Source organism: Pokkaliibacter plantistimulans, assembly GCF_003194385.1.
Lineage (GTDB): Bacteria > Pseudomonadota > Gammaproteobacteria > Pseudomonadales > Balneatricaceae > Pokkaliibacter > Pokkaliibacter plantistimulans.
Window position 1 is genome coordinate 34108 of the sequence record NZ_LAPT01000067.1, and the last position, 15936, is coordinate 50043.

The window sequence follows — 15936 nt, forward strand, 5'->3', positions numbered from 1 at the left end:
GTTCGGCAAAATCGCTGCAAATTTCAGTAACTTAACGCGAACACAGTTCACATACCTGAGTAGACTAGTCAGCTTTATCCCGCTTGACCAGCGCTGCGTGGTGCAGAAAGCGCCATTCACGCACCCTCTGCTACCAGCAAGGGTGATGGTTTGCACAGGGGTATAGCTCAGTGCTTGGTCGTCGACTCGAGCAGACGCAGGATTTGCACCCCTTCCTCGCGTACCGCCGGACCACTCTGATTGACCCGGGTGGGCAGCTCGGCGGCGGGGCTGACTTCATCAGGCTGGCCATCCAGACGCATGGAGTCGTTGAAGTCACAGGCGACGCATTCGCGGTATTCCCGCTCTTCATCACGGTACATGCGCAGGGTGTCCTGCTTGGCACAGCGCGGGCACACCGCACCAGCGATAAAACGTTTGATAGTACTCATCACGGTATCCTCCCTCTGCCCCCGACCGTCAACGGCCGGGCGCGCGGGTATGTTATAGCCAGACTGGCGGAGGAGCCAGTTTTGGGTCGGGGTGTTGTGTGCGGCGTTGTGGCTGCCAGAGCCTCAGGCCGCGAGGCCTGAATGACGCAGCAGCGGGCCAATGTCTGGCTCGCGGCCGCGGAACGCTTTGAACAGTTCCATGGCAGGCTTGCTGCCACCTTGCTCCAGTACGGCAGTGAGGAAGCGCTCGCCGGTCTGACGGTTGAATATGCCTTCTTCTTCAAAGGCGCTGAAGGCGTCAGCAGACAGGACTTCTGCCCACTTGTAGCTGTAATAGCCCGCCGCATAGCCACCGGCAAAAATGTGGGTGAATGCATGGGCGAAGCGATTGAAGCTGGGCGGAATCAGCACTGCCACTTCGGCACGGACCGCATCCAGCACCTGCTGTACCTGAGTGACACCGGGCTGGAAGTCGCGATGCAGGACAAAGTCGAACAGGGCGAATTCCAGCTGACGCACCATCATCATGGCGGCCTGGAAGTTTTTCGCCGCCATCATCTTATCCAGCAGCTCGGCAGGCAGGGGTTCACCGGTCTGATAGTGGCCACTGATCAGGTCCAGCGCTTCTTTCTCCCAGCACCAGTTTTCCATGAACTGGCTGGGCAGCTCGACCGCATCCCAGGCCACGCCGTTGATGCCAGACACGCTGCCAACGCTGACTTTTGTCAGCATGTGGTGCAGACCGTGGCCAAATTCGTGGAACAGGGTGGTGACTTCGTTATGGGTCAGCAGCGCCGGTTTGCCACCGACAGGCGGGGTGAAGTTGCACACCAGATAGGCAATGGGCAGCTGTACGCTGCCGTCCAGGCGCTGACGACGCACCCGGCAGTCGTCCATCCAGGCGCCGCCGCGTTTGTGGCTGCGGGCATAGAGATCGAGATAGAAACGGGCAATGGCCTGACCATCACGCTGCACTTCGTAGAAGCTGACATCGGCATGATAGGTGTCGAAATCATGCAGCTGCACGATGTCGATGCCGTACAGCTTGCCGATCACGGTAAACAGGCCGTTCAGCACTTTGGGGGCAGGGAAATAAGGGCGCAGGTCTTCCTGCGACAGGGCATAGCGGGCCACCCGCAGTTTTTCGCTGGCATAACCCACATCCCAGGCCTCCAGTGTCGGCAGGCCCAGCTCACTGCTGGCAAACGCCTGCAGTTCAGCCAGTTCCTGCGCGGCGGCGGTTTTGCTGCGCTGGGCCAGCTGACGCAGGAAGCTGACAACCTGCTCGGTGCTTTCCGCCATCTTGGTGGCCAGTGACAGCTCGGCGTAGTTGGCAAAACCCAGCAACTGGGCTTCTTCCTGACGCAGGGCGAGGATTTCTTCCATCAGCTGGGTGTTGTCAAACTGACCGGCATGCGGGCCCTGATCAGATGCTTTGGTGACATTGGCGCGATAGACCTCTTCGCGCAGGGCGCGATTGTCGCAGAAGCTCAGAATGGGATAGAAGCTGGGGAAATCGAGGGTGATCAGCCAGCCTTCCTTGTCCTGCTGCTGGGCATTCTGCGCCAGCATGTCCAGTGCGCTCTGCGGTACCCCGGCCAGCTCACTGCTGTCGGTGATATGGCGGGTCCAGGCCTGGGTGGCATCCAGTACGTTGTTGGAGAACTGGCTGGTCAGCTCGGACAGGCGCTTGTTGATATCGGCATAGCGCTGTTGCTGTTCTGCAGGCAAATCGATGCCGGACAGACGAAAGTCACGCAGGGCATGCTCGATGGTGGCCTGTTGGGCGGCGCTCAGTGAGGCGAAGTCAGCGCTGTCGGCGATGCGGCGATAGGCCTTGAACAGACCCTGATGCTGGCCGAGTTGCGTGGCGTATTCCGACAGTTTGGGCAAGGCGGCATTGTAGGCTTCGCGCAGTTCCGGCGTATTGGCCACGGCATTGAGGTGGCCGACCGGCGACCAGGCCGAATTCAGGCGGTCATAGGCTTCCTCGATGGGGGCGATCACGCTGTCCCAGCTGGGCTGGTCGTTGTTCGCCAGAGTATCGACGGTGGCCAGCGTGTCGCTGATCAGGGTTTCGATGCCGGGCAGAATGTGCTCGGGCTGAATGGCACTGAACGGCGGCAGGGTGTGGGGTGTCAGCAAAGGATTGGACATGAACGATTCCTATGGCAAAGAGAGGGCCGGTCAGTGGCGTCACCTGAGCGGGGAGCGTCAGCTCGTCGCGCCGCAGGTGGCCTTAATACTGTCAGTCTCACGGGCTTACTCAATATGGGTGCGCCCCCGATCAATTGTAAACGGGGCGGCACACTGACTGACAGTGATGGAGCCAGCTTAGCGAAAGCCCTGGCGCGCTGAAACCTGCTTTTGGCTATTGGACTGATAAAGACGGGACATTAATGGGTATCATGCCTGTCCAGTGCGGTCAGACGCAGAACCATCACAGAGGATTGAACCATGGCAGTGCGCAGTTTCAAAAATACGGCCCCGGTATTGGGTGAACGGGTCTTTGTCGATCCCAGCGCCGTGGTGCTGGGTGATGTAGTACTGGGCGATGACAGCTCGGTATGGCCGATGACAGTCATTCGCGGCGACATGCACCGGATTCGCATTGGCGCCCGCACCAGCGTACAGGACGGGGCGATTCTGCATATCACCCACGCCAGCAGTTACAACCCGGATGGCTACCCGCTGACCATCGGTGAAGACGTCACAATCGGCCATCAGGCGGTATTGCATGGCTGCACCATCGGCAACCGCGTGCTGGTGGGCATGGGCGCCAAGGTGCTGGACGGTGCCGTGGTGGAAGACGAGGTGATGATCGGTGCCGGTGCGCTGGTGCCTCCCGGCAAACGTCTGGAGTCAGGTTTTCTCTATGTTGGCAGCCCGGCCAAACAGGCCCGGCCGCTGACCGACAAGGAACGCAGCTTCTTCACTTACAGCGCGGGCAACTACGTCAGGCTGAAGGATGAGCATCTGGCGGAACACTACGCGGATGCCTGCGAATGACCCGCTGCAGCTGATTGGAAGGTGAAAAACGACAGAGGATGAATTGCACGTACCAAGACTTCGTCGCTTTGGGTACAATTCCATCCCTTCGGTTCAAACTGTCACTATTTTGTACAGCTGCCTCGTGCAGGTGGCTGCCAGGTGGCTGAACGCTATTGACTGGTTCAGAGAGCAAGCGGATGACCCATACTCCCTATAGCAAAGATTTCCCGGTGTCCTGGGACGAACTGCATCGAAATGCCCGTGCCTTGTCATGGCGCCTGCTGGAAATGGGGCCATGGAAAGGTATTGTGGCCATTACTCGCGGCGGTCTGGTGCCTGCGGCGATTATCGCCCGTGAGCTGGATATTCGACTGATCGATACCATCTGCATTGTCAGTTATGCCAGCAAGGGCGCAGAGGCCGCCCAGCATCAGGGACAGCTCAATGTACTGAAAGGTGTAGAAGGTGATGGCGAAGGCATGCTGCTGATCGACGATCTGGTCGACACCGGCAAAACCGCCCGCGCCGTGCGCGAAATGCTGCCCAAGGCACATTTTGCCACTATTTATGCCAAACCAGCGGGCAAGCCACTGGTGGACACCTTCATCACCGAAGTCAGTCAGGATACCTGGATCCGTTTCCCCTGGGATATGGAGTACGCCTTCTCCACGCCGTTGGCTGATCGCGACCGCTGATCCGCTCCCGCACCGTCCCACTTCACCAAAAAGCCGACCCCGCGTCGGCTTTTTTGCATCTTGTTCACCGCTACCTTCCCGGCTCTGTCAGGTCAATGACCAGCATTGGCTGCTTTTCTGTCCCCGCTTGAATTCCTGTCGGATTGTCGACATACAGAATGCTTTGAAATGTAGTATTTCCATATCGATATAAATTTATCCGTTTGTTATCGGGTTAATAACCGTACTTGTGAACCTAACTGGCATTTGTTAGGGTTTTTAATGACAAATAAATATATAGAGTTCAAATTAATTTGTTTGTCATCTGATCATAATAAAGAGGAAATAATTAGCCATGTGTGGCCTTGCAGGAGAACTTCGCTTTAACGACGGACCGAGCCAGCTGGCGATGCTGGAGCGCATGAATCATCGTCATATTCCCCGTGGACCCCATGCGGACGGGGTATTCCATCAGAACCGGGTGAGTCTCGGTCATCGCCGTCTTAAGGTAATGGACCTGTCCGAACACTCCCAGCAACCGATGTACGACCCCCATCTGGGCCTCGCCCTGGTGTTCAATGGCGCCATTTACAACTACCGTGAGTTGCGCCATGAGCTGCAGGGTATGGGCTATGCCTTCTACTCCGATGGTGATACCGAAGTCATCCTCAAGGCTTACCACGCCTGGGGAGAAGCCTGTCTGCAGCGCTTCAACGGCATGTTTGCCATTGCCATCTGGAATCAGGCCAGTGGTGATCTGTGGCTGGCCCGTGACCGGCTGGGGATCAAGCCGCTGTATTACAGTCAGGATGCCGAACATCTGGTGTTCGCCTCGACGCTGCCCGCCCTGCTGGAAGACTCGCGCGTCAGCCGTGAGCTGGACGCCGAAGCCCTGCACTTCTATCTGCATTTCCATTCCGTGGTGCCCGCCCCGCGTACCCTGCTCAAACAGGTGAAGAAGCTGGAGCCGGGCCACTGGCTACGTGTCACGGCCGATGGTCGCAGCTGCAAGCAGAAGTGGTGGGATCTGGCTTTTGGCATGCAGGATGCCGATCGCAACCGCTCCGAGCAGGACTGGCAGGAGGCGCTGCTGGCCGAACTGCGGGGGGCGGTGGCGCGGCGTAACGTGGCGGCGGTGGATGTCGGTATTCTGCTGTCGGGCGGTGTCGACTCTTCGCTGCTGACGGCGTTACTGCATGAGGTCAAACCGGACATCCATACCTTTTCTATCGGCTTCGATGCAGTGAACGGTGAGCAGGGCGATGAGTTTGTTTACTCCGACATCATCGCCAGACACTTCAACACCCGGCACAGCCAGATACGTATCGCCCCCGAACGGATGCTGACGGCGCTGCCCAAAGCCATTGCCGCCATGTCGGAGCCGATGGTCAGCCATGACTGCGTCGCCTTTTATCTGCTGTCCGAAGAAGTGTCCAAGTCCTGCCGGGTGGTGCAGAGCGGCCAGGGGGCGGATGAAATCTTCGCCGGTTATCACTGGTATCCGCCGCTGGCCGACAGCCATGACGCGGTGGCCAGCTATCGTGCGGCGTTCTTTGACCGCAGTTATGAAGAGTACATCCATACCGTCACACCCCAGTGGCAGACGCCTGATCTGGCCGGTGAGTTTGTCCGCAGCCACTTTGCCGCCTTTGGCGCGGATGACCCGGTGGACAAGGCCCTGCGGCTGGACAGCCAGATCATGCTGGTGGATGACCCGGTCAAGCGGGTCGATACCATGACCATGGCGCACAGTCTGGAAGCGCGGGTGCCCTTCCTTGATCACCAGTTGGTGGAATTTGCCGCCCGCATTCCTGCCCGCTACAAGCTGGCCCATGACGGCAAGGGCATTCTCAAGCAGGTGGCACGCCAGCTGATTCCCCATGAAGTGATTGATCGTCCCAAGGGCTACTTCCCGGTGCCAGCGCTGAAATATCTGCGCGGACCGGTGCTGGATCAGGTGCAGGAAGCACTGATGGGGCGCAAGGCCCGCGAACGCGGACTGTTCAACACCGATTATGTCGAGCAGCTGCTGGCCCGCCCCGACGACCACATCACCCCGTTGCGTGGCTCTAAACTGTGGCAGCTGGGCTTACTGGAACTGTGGTTGCAGGAACAGGGAATCTGACCGTGAACATACCCAAGCGTACGGCGCTGATCGCCAGGGACAGCAACACCAGCGAGCCGGAACGACCTGCGGCGCCCTCATTGCCCGGTAAGCGCGGCAGCGTACCTGTCGCCGCCCGGGGAGAACGCCAGAGTGGCAGTGAACGGCAACGGATGCTGCGCCGACGCCAGCCTTCTTATGCGCATCTGCAGGCAGCCCGCCACCGTGGTCATCAGCAGGCACCGGCCATCAAGCCCAATGTCAGTCTGCATTGCGGCTGGGGGCGGCTGCTGTTTGGCCATACCTTCGTCAATGAACAGGAGCTGGCGGCCACGCTGCTGGAAGAAAGCCAGGGTGAACGCGACATCGCCTTCTATGTCGCCCGTCCGCACGTGGTGGTGAGCCATGACCCGCAGCGGCTGTTCCTCGACCCGTCCGACAGTTACCGCCTGTGGCTGAGCGAATACCAGCCCAAGCGTGACCGGGTGAAGGGAGTGCGGGTGCGGCGCCTGCGGACGCTGGCCGATATCGAGCAGGTCAATGCCATCTACCAGCGCTGCCGGATGCAGCCACTGGATGTTGATGTGGTAATGGACAAGCGCAATTCGCAGGAGCAGCTGTATCTGCTGGCCGAAGACTGCCATACCGGCGCGGTGCTGGGTGCGGTGCTGGGGCTCAACCACGCTCTGGCCTTCAATGACCCCGAATCCGGCTCCAGCCTGTGGAGTCTGGCGGTAGACCCCGGCTGCCAGACACCGCAGGTAGGGGAAACCCTGGTGCGGCATCTGGCCGAGAAGATGCAGACCCGCGGCTGCCATTATCTGGACCTGTCGGTGCTGCATACCAATCAGGCCGCGATCAGCCTTTACCAGCGCCTGGGCTTCCGCCAGATTCAAACCTTCGCGGTGAAGAAAAAGAACGCCATCAATCAGGCGCTGTATACCGACACCTCGCCGCTGGATGTGCTTAATCCCTATGCCCGCATCATTGTTGATGAGGCCATCAGCCGTGGCATTCACGTCGATGTGGAAGATGCCGAGCACAATATCTTCACCCTGAGCTGGGGCGGGCGGCGTATTCGCTGCCATGAAAGTCTGTCAGACCTGACCCCGGCCACCGCCATGACCCTGTGTCAGAACAAGTGGCTGACCCAGCGCTGTCTGCAGCGTGCCGGGCTGAAGACCCCGGCTGGGGTGATGCTGGCCGACGATCAGGACCCGGCGGAACTGCTTGAGACACTGGGCTCACGGCTGGTGGTCAAACCTCACGATGGTGAGCAGGGCAAGGGGATCGCGGTCGATGTACGCGATGCCGAAACGCTGCGAGCGGCGGTAACGACAGCGCAGCGCTATTCCTCACAGGTGCTGATCGAGCCTTTCTGTCAGGGTGACGACCTGCGCGTGCTGGTCATCAACGACGAGGTGGTGGCGGCCGCGGTACGTCGTCCGGCGACCATTTGCGGCACCGGCCAGCACAGCATTGCCGAGCTGATCGAACGCACCAGCCGCCGGCGGGCTGCCATGACCGGCGGTGAGAGCACTATCCCGATGGACGGTGAAACCCGCCGCTGTGTCGAAGCCGCGGGTTACCGGCTGGAGGATGTGCTGGCGGAAGGGCGCAGTCTGGCGGTGCGCAAGACCGCCAATCTGCATACCGGCGGCACGCTGGAGGATGTCACCACGGTGCTGCATCCGGCCCTGCGTGAAGCGGCCCTGCGCGCCGCACGGGCGCTGCAGATCCCGGTCACCGGCATCGACATGCTGGTGCCCGACCCCACCCTGCCCGATTACGTGCTGATCGAGGCCAACGAGCGCCCGGGGCTGGCCAATCATGAGCCGCACCCGACGGCGCAACGCTTCATTGATATGTTGTTTCCCACCACCCGCCAACACTGAGCGCTGTATTTCCGCCCGGTGAAATCAGGCGTTCCCGGCGAAGGGATTCAATCGCTGCACGGGCTGCGTGCCCGTGCAGACTGACCAGAGGACATGCCCATGCTACCCAAGTTACCTGCCATCGATACCCAGTACCTGACCCGTCGCCTGCTCGATATGCTGGCGATTCCCTCACCCACCGGTTTCACCGACAGCATCGTCTATTACGTCGGCCGCTGTCTGGAGGAGCTGGGAGTCGGCTATACCCTCAGCCGCCGTGGCACCCTGTGCGCGACCCTGCCCGGTGAAGTAAAAGGGCCGAAACGGGCACTGGTCACCCACCTCGACACCATTGGCGCCATGGTGCGCGAGATCAAGCCAAATGGCCGGCTGGCTATTACGCCTATTGGCCACTGGTCCAGCCGCTTTGCCGAAGGCGGCCGGGTGACCCTGTTCGGTGAGCGTATCCAGTACCGCGGTACGGTGCTGCCGCTGATGGCTGCCGGACATGCTTTCAACGAGGCCATCGATACTCAGCCGGTCAACTGGGATCAGGTGGAAGTGCGGCTGGATGTGGCGGTGCAGAGTGCCGATGATGTGCGCGCGGCCGGGCTGGAAGTCGGTGATTTCGTGGCGTTTGATGCGCATCCGGAGATTACCGAGACCGGCTTTATCATTTCCCGTCATCTGGATAACAAGGCCGGTGCTGCCTCCCTGCTGGCCACCCTTGAAGCCATGCAGCGCCATCAGCTCAGGCCACGGCTGACCACCGAAGTGCTGTTTACCCTGTCGGAGGAGGTCGGCTCCGGTGCGGGCCATGCGCTGGATGATGATGTCACCGAATTTGTCGGTATCGACATCGGCCCGGTCGCCAGTGGCCAGAACGCCCGCGAAACCGGGGTGACGGTGGCGATGAAGGATTCCAGCGGGCCGTTTGATTACCACCTCAGCCATCACCTGATCGATTTGTGCCGACGCCACGATATTCCCTGGCAGCGTGACGTGTTCCGCTTCTATTACAGTGATGCGGTGTCGGCGGTGCAGGCAGGCCATGATATCCGCCCGGCACTGATCACTTTCGGCACCGATGCCACCCACGGCTACGAACGTACCCATCTGCATGCGCTGGAATCCTGTGCCCGGCTGATGAGCGCTTACCTGCTCAGTGATCTGGCCTGGAAGGCGGATCGCAAGCAGGACGTGCCGCTGCAGGAGTTTGCCGCCAAGATTACCGAGCAGGCGCCACAGGCGATGCCGCGGGAGCGGCCGGAGGCAGTGATTCTGACGCCAACAACGTAAGGGATTCCGCCGCCGTCTCTTGGTTAGTTGAGTATCTGGCCTATACTGAGTCAATCGGGCAGGGCTGCTGGCTCTGCGCCCGGCGAGGTGACAAAAGGCTAAGGAGACGGGTCATGTCGGTAGAATCACTATTCAACAACGTATACAACCTGCCCAGCATCCCCAAAGTGGTGCAGGAGCTGACGGAAAGTTTTGGATCGGACAAGGCCAACGCCGACGAAATCGCAAACAAGATCGCCAAGGATCAGGCTTTTGCTGCCAAGGTATTACGTCTGGCCAACTCTGCCCGTTATGGCGTTGGCCGCAAGATCGCTTCCATCAGCAATGCCGTCGTGCTGCTGGGTATCTCTCAGCTGCGTACGCTGGTCACTGCCTCGGGGATGACCTCGGCTTTCGTGGATGTGCCCGGTCTCGACAAGCGCCAGTTCTGGAAGGACACCTTCAACGTCGCCAGCCTGTGCAAGATGCTCGGCAAGCACGCCAAGGTGGACCGCGAAGTGGCCTTCACCTGCGGGATGATGCATTCCATCGGTGAGCTGCTGATTCACATGGGTGAACCCGACAAGGCCAGCAAGATTGATACGCTGGTCGCGCACGGTGGCAACCGCGTTGAACTGCAGGAAAACATGCTGGGCTATCACTATGCCGACGTCGGTGTCGAGCTGGCCCGGCGCTGGAAATTCCCCGAAGAGATTCAGGAAGCCATCCGCGGTCAGATCAGGCCGATGGAGGGCGGTTTCTCTCCCTATGCCGCGCTGATCTATATCGCCACCTATATCAATGAGTGCGACAAGAAAGGTCAGAGCGAAGAAGAGCAGATGGCGCACTTCCCCATGGAGCTGGCCAAGAAACTCAATCTGGACCTGAGCAAGGTGTTCGACGACTGGACCACCCTCAAGTCCGAAGAAGATGATATTGATGCCTTGCTGAGCTAATCCCGTTCCTGCACAGTGGGCCCGTCCGGGTCCACTTTTCCTGCCAGTTTTTGTTCAACATCAGTCAATCGATGGTTTGTTAAAAAGTCATGATTGACGTCATTCGTCGCTCTCCCTAGTATCCCCAGGTAATATAGATGTGTTCATTTTTTGAACAAGGACGCGCTCATGTTGCCCACGAAATCTCAACTCAAGCCGGTACTGCTCGGCTTTAATGCCATCATGATTGCGTTGTTGCTGGCGCTGGCGCTGGTCAGCCATTTCAGCCTCAGCAGCTCAATTGCTGAAGACGAGGTTGAGCACGTTATGACCGGTGGTTTGACCGCCAATATCGATGATGCTCGTTTTAACGTGGTACAGGTCCAGCAGTTTCTGACGGATGCCAGTGCCACCGGTGACCGCGCCGGTTTCGATGATGCCGAGGAGCACTTTCAGGCGCTGCAGAAGAATCTGGATGAGATCGCTCAGCTGCGCCCTGAATTTGCAGCTAGCGTGTCGCGCACCCGTGAGCTGGCCGGTCAGTACTTTGCCATCGGCAAGCGGATGGCGACTGCCTATATTGAGCAAGGTCGCGACGCCGGTAACGCGCTAATGAAACAGCCCGGTGGCGGCTTTGATGATCGAGCGCTGGCACTGTCTGAACAGCTACAGGTGTTGGCGAGTCAGGTAAAAGAGCGGACCGCATCACTGGCGGCAGATAACCTGAGTGATCTGCGCGATCTGCGTAACATGATCGTTGGCTTAGTGGCGGCCTTGAGCCTGATTCTGCTGGTAGGCGCGGTAGTGCTCTATCGCCGAGTGTTCGGCATTCTCGGTGGCGAGCCTGCGCAGGCGGTCACACTGGCGCATCGTATCGCTGCCGGTGATCTGAGCCAGCGAATTTCCGGCACGCCGGGCAGCCTGCTGGCGGCGCTGGAACAGATGCAGGATCAGCTGAAAAGCGTCACCGGCAATATTCGCAGCCTGTCACGGGAAGTGCAGGACAGCTCTGAGCATCTGTCTGACGCCTCACAGGCCATGCAGCACAGCGTGCACTCGCAGAATGAAGCGACCCGCGCCATGTCGGTCACCGCTGAGGAAATGTTCCAGGGCATCGAGCAGCTGAGCCATGAAGTATCTGTGGTGGGCCGTCAGACCGAAGAAGCCCAGCACACTATCAACGAATGTGAACAGGTGATCCGCACCTCGACCTCGGATATCCGTTCCATCGCTGACTATATCGGCAACGCCGCTGAGAAGGTGCACGCCCTTAATCGTCAGACCGATGAGATTGCCAGCATCACCCGTACCATCCATGAAATTGCCGACCAGACCAACCTGCTGGCACTGAATGCGGCTATCGAAGCAGCCCGTGCCGGGGAAACGGGCCGCGGCTTTGCGGTCGTAGCGGATGAAGTACGTAGCCTTGCAGGGCGGACCGGCTCGGCCACGGTCGAAATCTCCAGCCAGATCGACACCATCCGTCAGGGTATGGAGCAGGTGGTGAAAGTGATGGAGCAGAGTGTGGAAGCCTCACGTCGTGGCGTGGCGCAGACCGATGTAACCAGTCAGGCGATTGGTGGCATTCGCGACAATACCGTGCAGATCAACCAGCATGTGCAGGGGATCGTGGTTGCCCTGCAACAGCAGCAGGCCGCCATGGGTGATATGACCCAGCGGATTGAGATGATTGCCACCATGACCGGCAGCAATCAGGATGCGGTGGACAAGACCGTCAGCGCCTCCGCTGATCTGAAAGACCATGCTCGCGAGCTGGGTGACGCGGTCAGTATCTTCAAAGCCTGATCACACGGCCCTCGGTATCACAACGCCCGTGCGGGTTGCCCGCACGGGCGTTGTCGTTTCTGCGCTGGCACTCGTTACTGCCAGCGCACATTTTGCTGTGCTTACACTACTCGCAGGTCATGTACTACTCGCAGGTCATACTCAGCAGCCGCTGACGCTTTCCGGTGGGAGTGAGCTGATAGCGGGCCTGCTGTCAGGCAGGGCCTTGTACAGCATCGCCGAAGTATCGGTATAGCTGCAGCCCACCAGATAGTGGTCACCAGCAGTGCGAGGCAACTGCCAGCTATCGATGGCCATGCCTTCCTTATTCTCGCTCTGATCGGGCACCTGCGCCGCCAGCGCGTTGAGCGGGCCGAGAAAAATACCAACCCGGTCCAGCGAGCGCTGACCGCTGCTAAGTAACACCTGCAAGCCGGGCTGCTGGCTGCTGACCAGTGGTGTTGCGCTGATCTGCGGTGGGCATTGCCAGTCACTGGCGGTGGCCGTGGCCGTATGAGCCGTAACGCTGCTGAGCAGGATGGCGACGACGCCTGCATGATTCCGGATGCTCATCCCTGTTCTCTCTCCTGTGCGCGGTATTCCGCTCAGCAGGATAGAACAAAAACAGCCCGGGCAGGGTGGCTGCGCGGGCTGTAGGTATCTTGTCTGAACCTGTTCACCGGCGTGGGAGCACGTTCAGGCTGGCGGGTAATTACAGCAGATCGAAGCGATCAGCGTTCATCACCTTGGTCCAGGCGGCGATAAAGTCCTTCACGAACTTCTCCTGATTGTCATCCTGAGCGTACACCTCGGCGTAGGCGCGCAGGATGGAGTTGGAGCCAAACACCAGATCGGCGCGGCTGGCGGTCCACTTGACGGCACCGGAAGCGCGTTCACAGATGTTGTAGCTGTTGCGACCGGTGGGCTTCCAGCTGTAGTTCATATCGGTCAGGTTGACGAAGAAGTCGTTGGTCAGGGCACCGACGCGATCAGTGAATACGCCGTGGACGCTGCCACCGTAGTTGGCTCCCAGTACCCGCATGCCGCCGACCAGCACGGTCATTTCACTGGCGGTCAGGCCCAGCAGCTGGGCACGATCCAGCATCATCTCCTCGGGATGGACAACGTAATCCTTCTTCTGCCAGTTACGGAAGCCATCGGACAGCGGCTCCAGTACGGCAAAGGACTCGGCATCGGTCTGCTCTGCCGAGGCATCACCACGGCCTGCAGTAAAGGGCACGCTGACATCAAAACCGGCAGCTTTGGCCGCCTGTTCGATACCCACGTTACCACCCAGCACGATGACATCAGCGACGCTGGCACCGCTGACGGCAGCGATCTGCTCCAGCACGGCCAGTACCTTGCTCAGGCGTGCAGGCTCGTTGCCTTCCCAGTCTTTCTGCGGCGCCAGACGGATGCGTGCACCGTTGGCACCACCGCGGTAGTCAGAACCACGGAAGGTGCGGGCGCTGTCCCAGGCGGTAGCGACCAGTTCACTGATGCTGAGGCCAGAAGCAGCAATCCGGGCTTTCACAGCGGCTACATCGTAGCTGCTGCTACCGGCAGGCACCGGGTCTTGCCACAGCAAATCTTCCTGCGGTGCGTCCGGGCCGACATAACGGGACTTCGGCCCCATGTCGCGGTGGGTCAGTTTGAACCAGGCACGGGCAAACACTTCGGAGAAGTAGTCCTGATCGTCTTTGAATTTCAGCGCGATATCGCGGTAGATCGGGTCCACTTTCAGCGCCATGTCGGCGTCGGTCATCATCGGATTGAGACGGATCGACGGGTCTTCCACATCGACCGGCTTGTCTGCTTCGGCAATGCTGACTGGTTCCCACTGGGTCGCACCGGCAGGGCTTTTCACCAGATGCCAGTCGTGTCCGAACAGCATTTTCAGGTAGCCGTTGTCCCACTTGGTGGGTTCGGTGGTCCAGGCACCTTCCAGACCTGACACCACGGTGTCGCGGCCAATACCACGGCCCTGAGTGTTCATCCAGCCGAGGCCCTGATATTCGGGGGCGGCGGCTTCCGGGTCAGCGCTCAGATTGGCCGGGTTGCCGTTGCCATGGCACTTGCCGATGGTGTGGCCACCGGCGGTCAGGGCGACGGTTTCTTCATCATTCATGCCCATGCGGGAGAAGGTTTCGCGCATCTGTGCTGCGGTCGCCAGCGGGTCAGACTTGCCGTTGACGCCTTCCGGATTCACGTAGATCAGGCCCATCTGCACGGCGGCCAGTGGATTATCCAGGGTGGCAGGCTTGGTCACGTCGCCATAACGACTGTCGCTTGGCGCCAGCCATTGCTTTTCATCACCCCAGTAAGTGTCTTTCTCGGGGTGCCAGATGTCTTCACGGCCAAAGGCGAAACCGTAGGTCTTGAGACCGGCAACTTCATAGGCGATGGTGCCCGCCAGCGCGATCAGATCCGCCCAGGAAATCTTGTTGCCGTATTTCTTCTTGATCGGCCACAGCAGGCGGCGGCCCTTGTCGGTGTTGACGTTATCGGGCCAGGAATTCAGTGGCGCAAAACGCTGGTTGCCGGTGTTGGCGCCGCCGCGGCCATCAGAGGTACGGTAGGAGCCGGCAGCGTGCCAGGTCACACGGGCCATCATGCCGACATAGCTACCCCAGTCAGCGGGCCACCAGTCCTGGCTGGTATTGATCAGGGCGCGCAGGTCTGCTTTCAGGGCGTCAACGTCCAGCTTCTTCAGTTCTTCACGGTAGTTGAAGTCGGCGCCGAGGGGATTGGTCTTGGTATCGTGCTGATGCAGGATGTCGAGGTTCAGCGCTTCCGGCCACCAGTCCATGACTGATTTGCCGGTGCTGGTCATACCGCCATGCATTACGGGGCACTTGCCGCCGCTGTTTCCGTTGGACGTCATTTATTCTCTCCAAAGCAGGATGTGCAGGCCTTTGCAAAAGCAGACAGATTTCAGCGGCCTGTCAGGAATGAGACAACGGAAAGAATACTAGTAGGGCCGGGTCAGCTTGCCCAATTGACTGACCCAATTCGTTTCATAGTGACGAGCTATTGAAATAACCTAGCTTGATAGTCAGGTTTAAAGATTATTTCAGCCGGGGCGCCTGATAGCTGATCAGCTTGCTGCTGCCCAGACCCAGCTGCACCAGACCTTCCACCCATTTCAGGGCGACCTGCACCCCGTCAATCACCGGTACACCAAGATCGTTCTGCAGTGCTTTGGCCCATTGCGCCATGCCGGCACAGCCCATCACCAGACATTCGCTGCGGTCCTGCTCCAGCAGCTGCTTGCCGAGCTTGCGCAGACGGCCATAACTGCCGGGATCTGATTCCAGCGACAGCACCGGAATATCAGCGGCGTGGACGCCCGCACAGCGGCGGTCGACGCCGTAGCTGCGCATATTGCGCTCAATGATGTGGATAGAGCGGGGCAGGGTAGTCAGCACCGAGTAACGCACACTGAGCATGCTGGCGGCGTGCATGGCGGCTTCACCAATCCCCAGCACCGGCCCGCTGGCCAGCTCACGGGCGGCATCCAGCCCGGTGTCATCGAAGCAGGCGATGATGTAACCCTGCACCCCTTCGGCTTCGCCCTGACGGACGGCGTCCAGCAGGTGGTAAGCGGCCTGTACGCCGTCGCAGGCGCCTTCGATACTGGCGACGGAGTCCGGCAGGCAGCGTACCTGCAGCTCGGTCCCCGGGTTAATGATGGCCTGGCACTGCTGGGCCAGCATCGCCGTCATGGACGCCGATGCGTTGGGATTGATGACCTGTATTTTCATGATGGCTCTGATCTGGCGACGAAGGTGGCTGGCAAGCAGGGTCAGCGGCGGCAGTGCCATCCGCTGACGATTGCCGGGCAAGTTTTGTTGGCAAGGTGTG

At 59.7% G+C, this 15936-nt stretch carries 12 protein-coding genes; 7 read left to right on the forward strand and 5 right to left on the reverse strand.

Annotated elements, in window-relative coordinates; translation table 11 throughout:
- Positions 1 to 167: 167 nt before the first annotated feature.
- Positions 168 to 431 (reverse strand): YheV family putative zinc ribbon protein, encoded by a 264-nt coding sequence (locus tag WH50_RS14000; RefSeq protein WP_110187864.1) that lies wholly within the window; start codon positions 429 to 431, stop codon positions 168 to 170.
- Positions 432 to 554: 123 nt separating this feature from the next.
- Positions 555 to 2588, reverse strand: coding sequence for an oligopeptidase A (gene prlC, locus WH50_RS14005; RefSeq protein WP_110187865.1), 2034 nt, complete (start codon positions 2586 to 2588; stop codon positions 555 to 557).
- A 300-nt stretch (positions 2589 to 2888) separates the two neighbouring features.
- Here prlC and WH50_RS14010 point away from each other — a divergent pair, with 300 nt between their 5' ends.
- The 7 genes from WH50_RS14010 to WH50_RS14040 all read left to right on the forward strand — a co-directional run bounded on the left by WH50_RS14010 (position 2889) and on the right by WH50_RS14040 (position 12093).
- Positions 2889 to 3440 carry a gamma carbonic anhydrase family protein gene (locus WH50_RS14010; RefSeq protein ID WP_104152685.1) on the forward strand — a complete coding sequence of 184 codons (552 nt, stop codon included), beginning with the start codon at positions 2889 to 2891 and terminating at the stop codon, positions 3438 to 3440.
- A gap of 179 nt (positions 3441 to 3619) precedes the next feature.
- Positions 3620 to 4117: a xanthine phosphoribosyltransferase gene (gpt, locus tag WH50_RS14015; protein WP_110187866.1), complete on the forward strand. Its 498-nt coding sequence runs from the start codon at positions 3620 to 3622 to the stop codon at positions 4115 to 4117.
- Between the two features lie 334 nt (positions 4118 to 4451).
- The gene (locus WH50_RS14020; protein ID WP_110187867.1) at positions 4452 to 6221 is read left to right on the forward strand and encodes an N-acetylglutaminylglutamine amidotransferase; all 1770 of its coding nucleotides are present in this window, start codon (positions 4452 to 4454) and stop codon (positions 6219 to 6221) included.
- A 2-nt stretch (positions 6222 to 6223) separates the two neighbouring features.
- The gene (gene ngg / locus WH50_RS14025) at positions 6224 to 8095 is read left to right on the forward strand and encodes an N-acetylglutaminylglutamine synthetase (RefSeq protein WP_243410111.1); all 1872 of its coding nucleotides are present in this window, start codon (positions 6224 to 6226) and stop codon (positions 8093 to 8095) included.
- A gap of 99 nt (positions 8096 to 8194) precedes the next feature.
- The gene (locus WH50_RS14030) at positions 8195 to 9373 is read left to right on the forward strand and encodes an osmoprotectant NAGGN system M42 family peptidase (protein WP_110187868.1); all 1179 of its coding nucleotides are present in this window, start codon (positions 8195 to 8197) and stop codon (positions 9371 to 9373) included.
- Positions 9374 to 9486: 113 nt separating this feature from the next.
- The gene (locus WH50_RS14035; protein ID WP_110187869.1) at positions 9487 to 10308 is read left to right on the forward strand and encodes an HDOD domain-containing protein; all 822 of its coding nucleotides are present in this window, start codon (positions 9487 to 9489) and stop codon (positions 10306 to 10308) included.
- A gap of 168 nt (positions 10309 to 10476) precedes the next feature.
- The gene (locus tag WH50_RS14040) at positions 10477 to 12093 is read left to right on the forward strand and encodes a methyl-accepting chemotaxis protein (RefSeq protein ID WP_110187870.1); all 1617 of its coding nucleotides are present in this window, start codon (positions 10477 to 10479) and stop codon (positions 12091 to 12093) included.
- Between the two features lie 141 nt (positions 12094 to 12234).
- On the opposite strand, the gene WH50_RS14045 is transcribed toward WH50_RS14040, so the two are convergent.
- The 3 genes from WH50_RS14045 to WH50_RS14055 form a co-directional block, all read right to left on the reverse strand.
- On the reverse strand, positions 12235 to 12645 hold the full coding sequence (locus tag WH50_RS14045; protein ID WP_110187871.1) for an STY0301 family protein: 411 nt from the start codon (positions 12643 to 12645) through the stop codon (positions 12235 to 12237).
- A 139-nt stretch (positions 12646 to 12784) separates the two neighbouring features.
- On the reverse strand, positions 12785 to 14956 hold the full coding sequence (gene katG / locus WH50_RS14050) for a catalase/peroxidase HPI (RefSeq protein WP_110187872.1): 2172 nt from the start codon (positions 14954 to 14956) through the stop codon (positions 12785 to 12787).
- A 184-nt stretch (positions 14957 to 15140) separates the two neighbouring features.
- Positions 15141 to 15896 (reverse strand): aspartate/glutamate racemase family protein, encoded by a 756-nt coding sequence (locus WH50_RS14055; RefSeq protein ID WP_243410113.1) that lies wholly within the window; start codon positions 15894 to 15896, stop codon positions 15141 to 15143.
- Positions 15897 to 15936 lie beyond the last annotated feature (40 nt).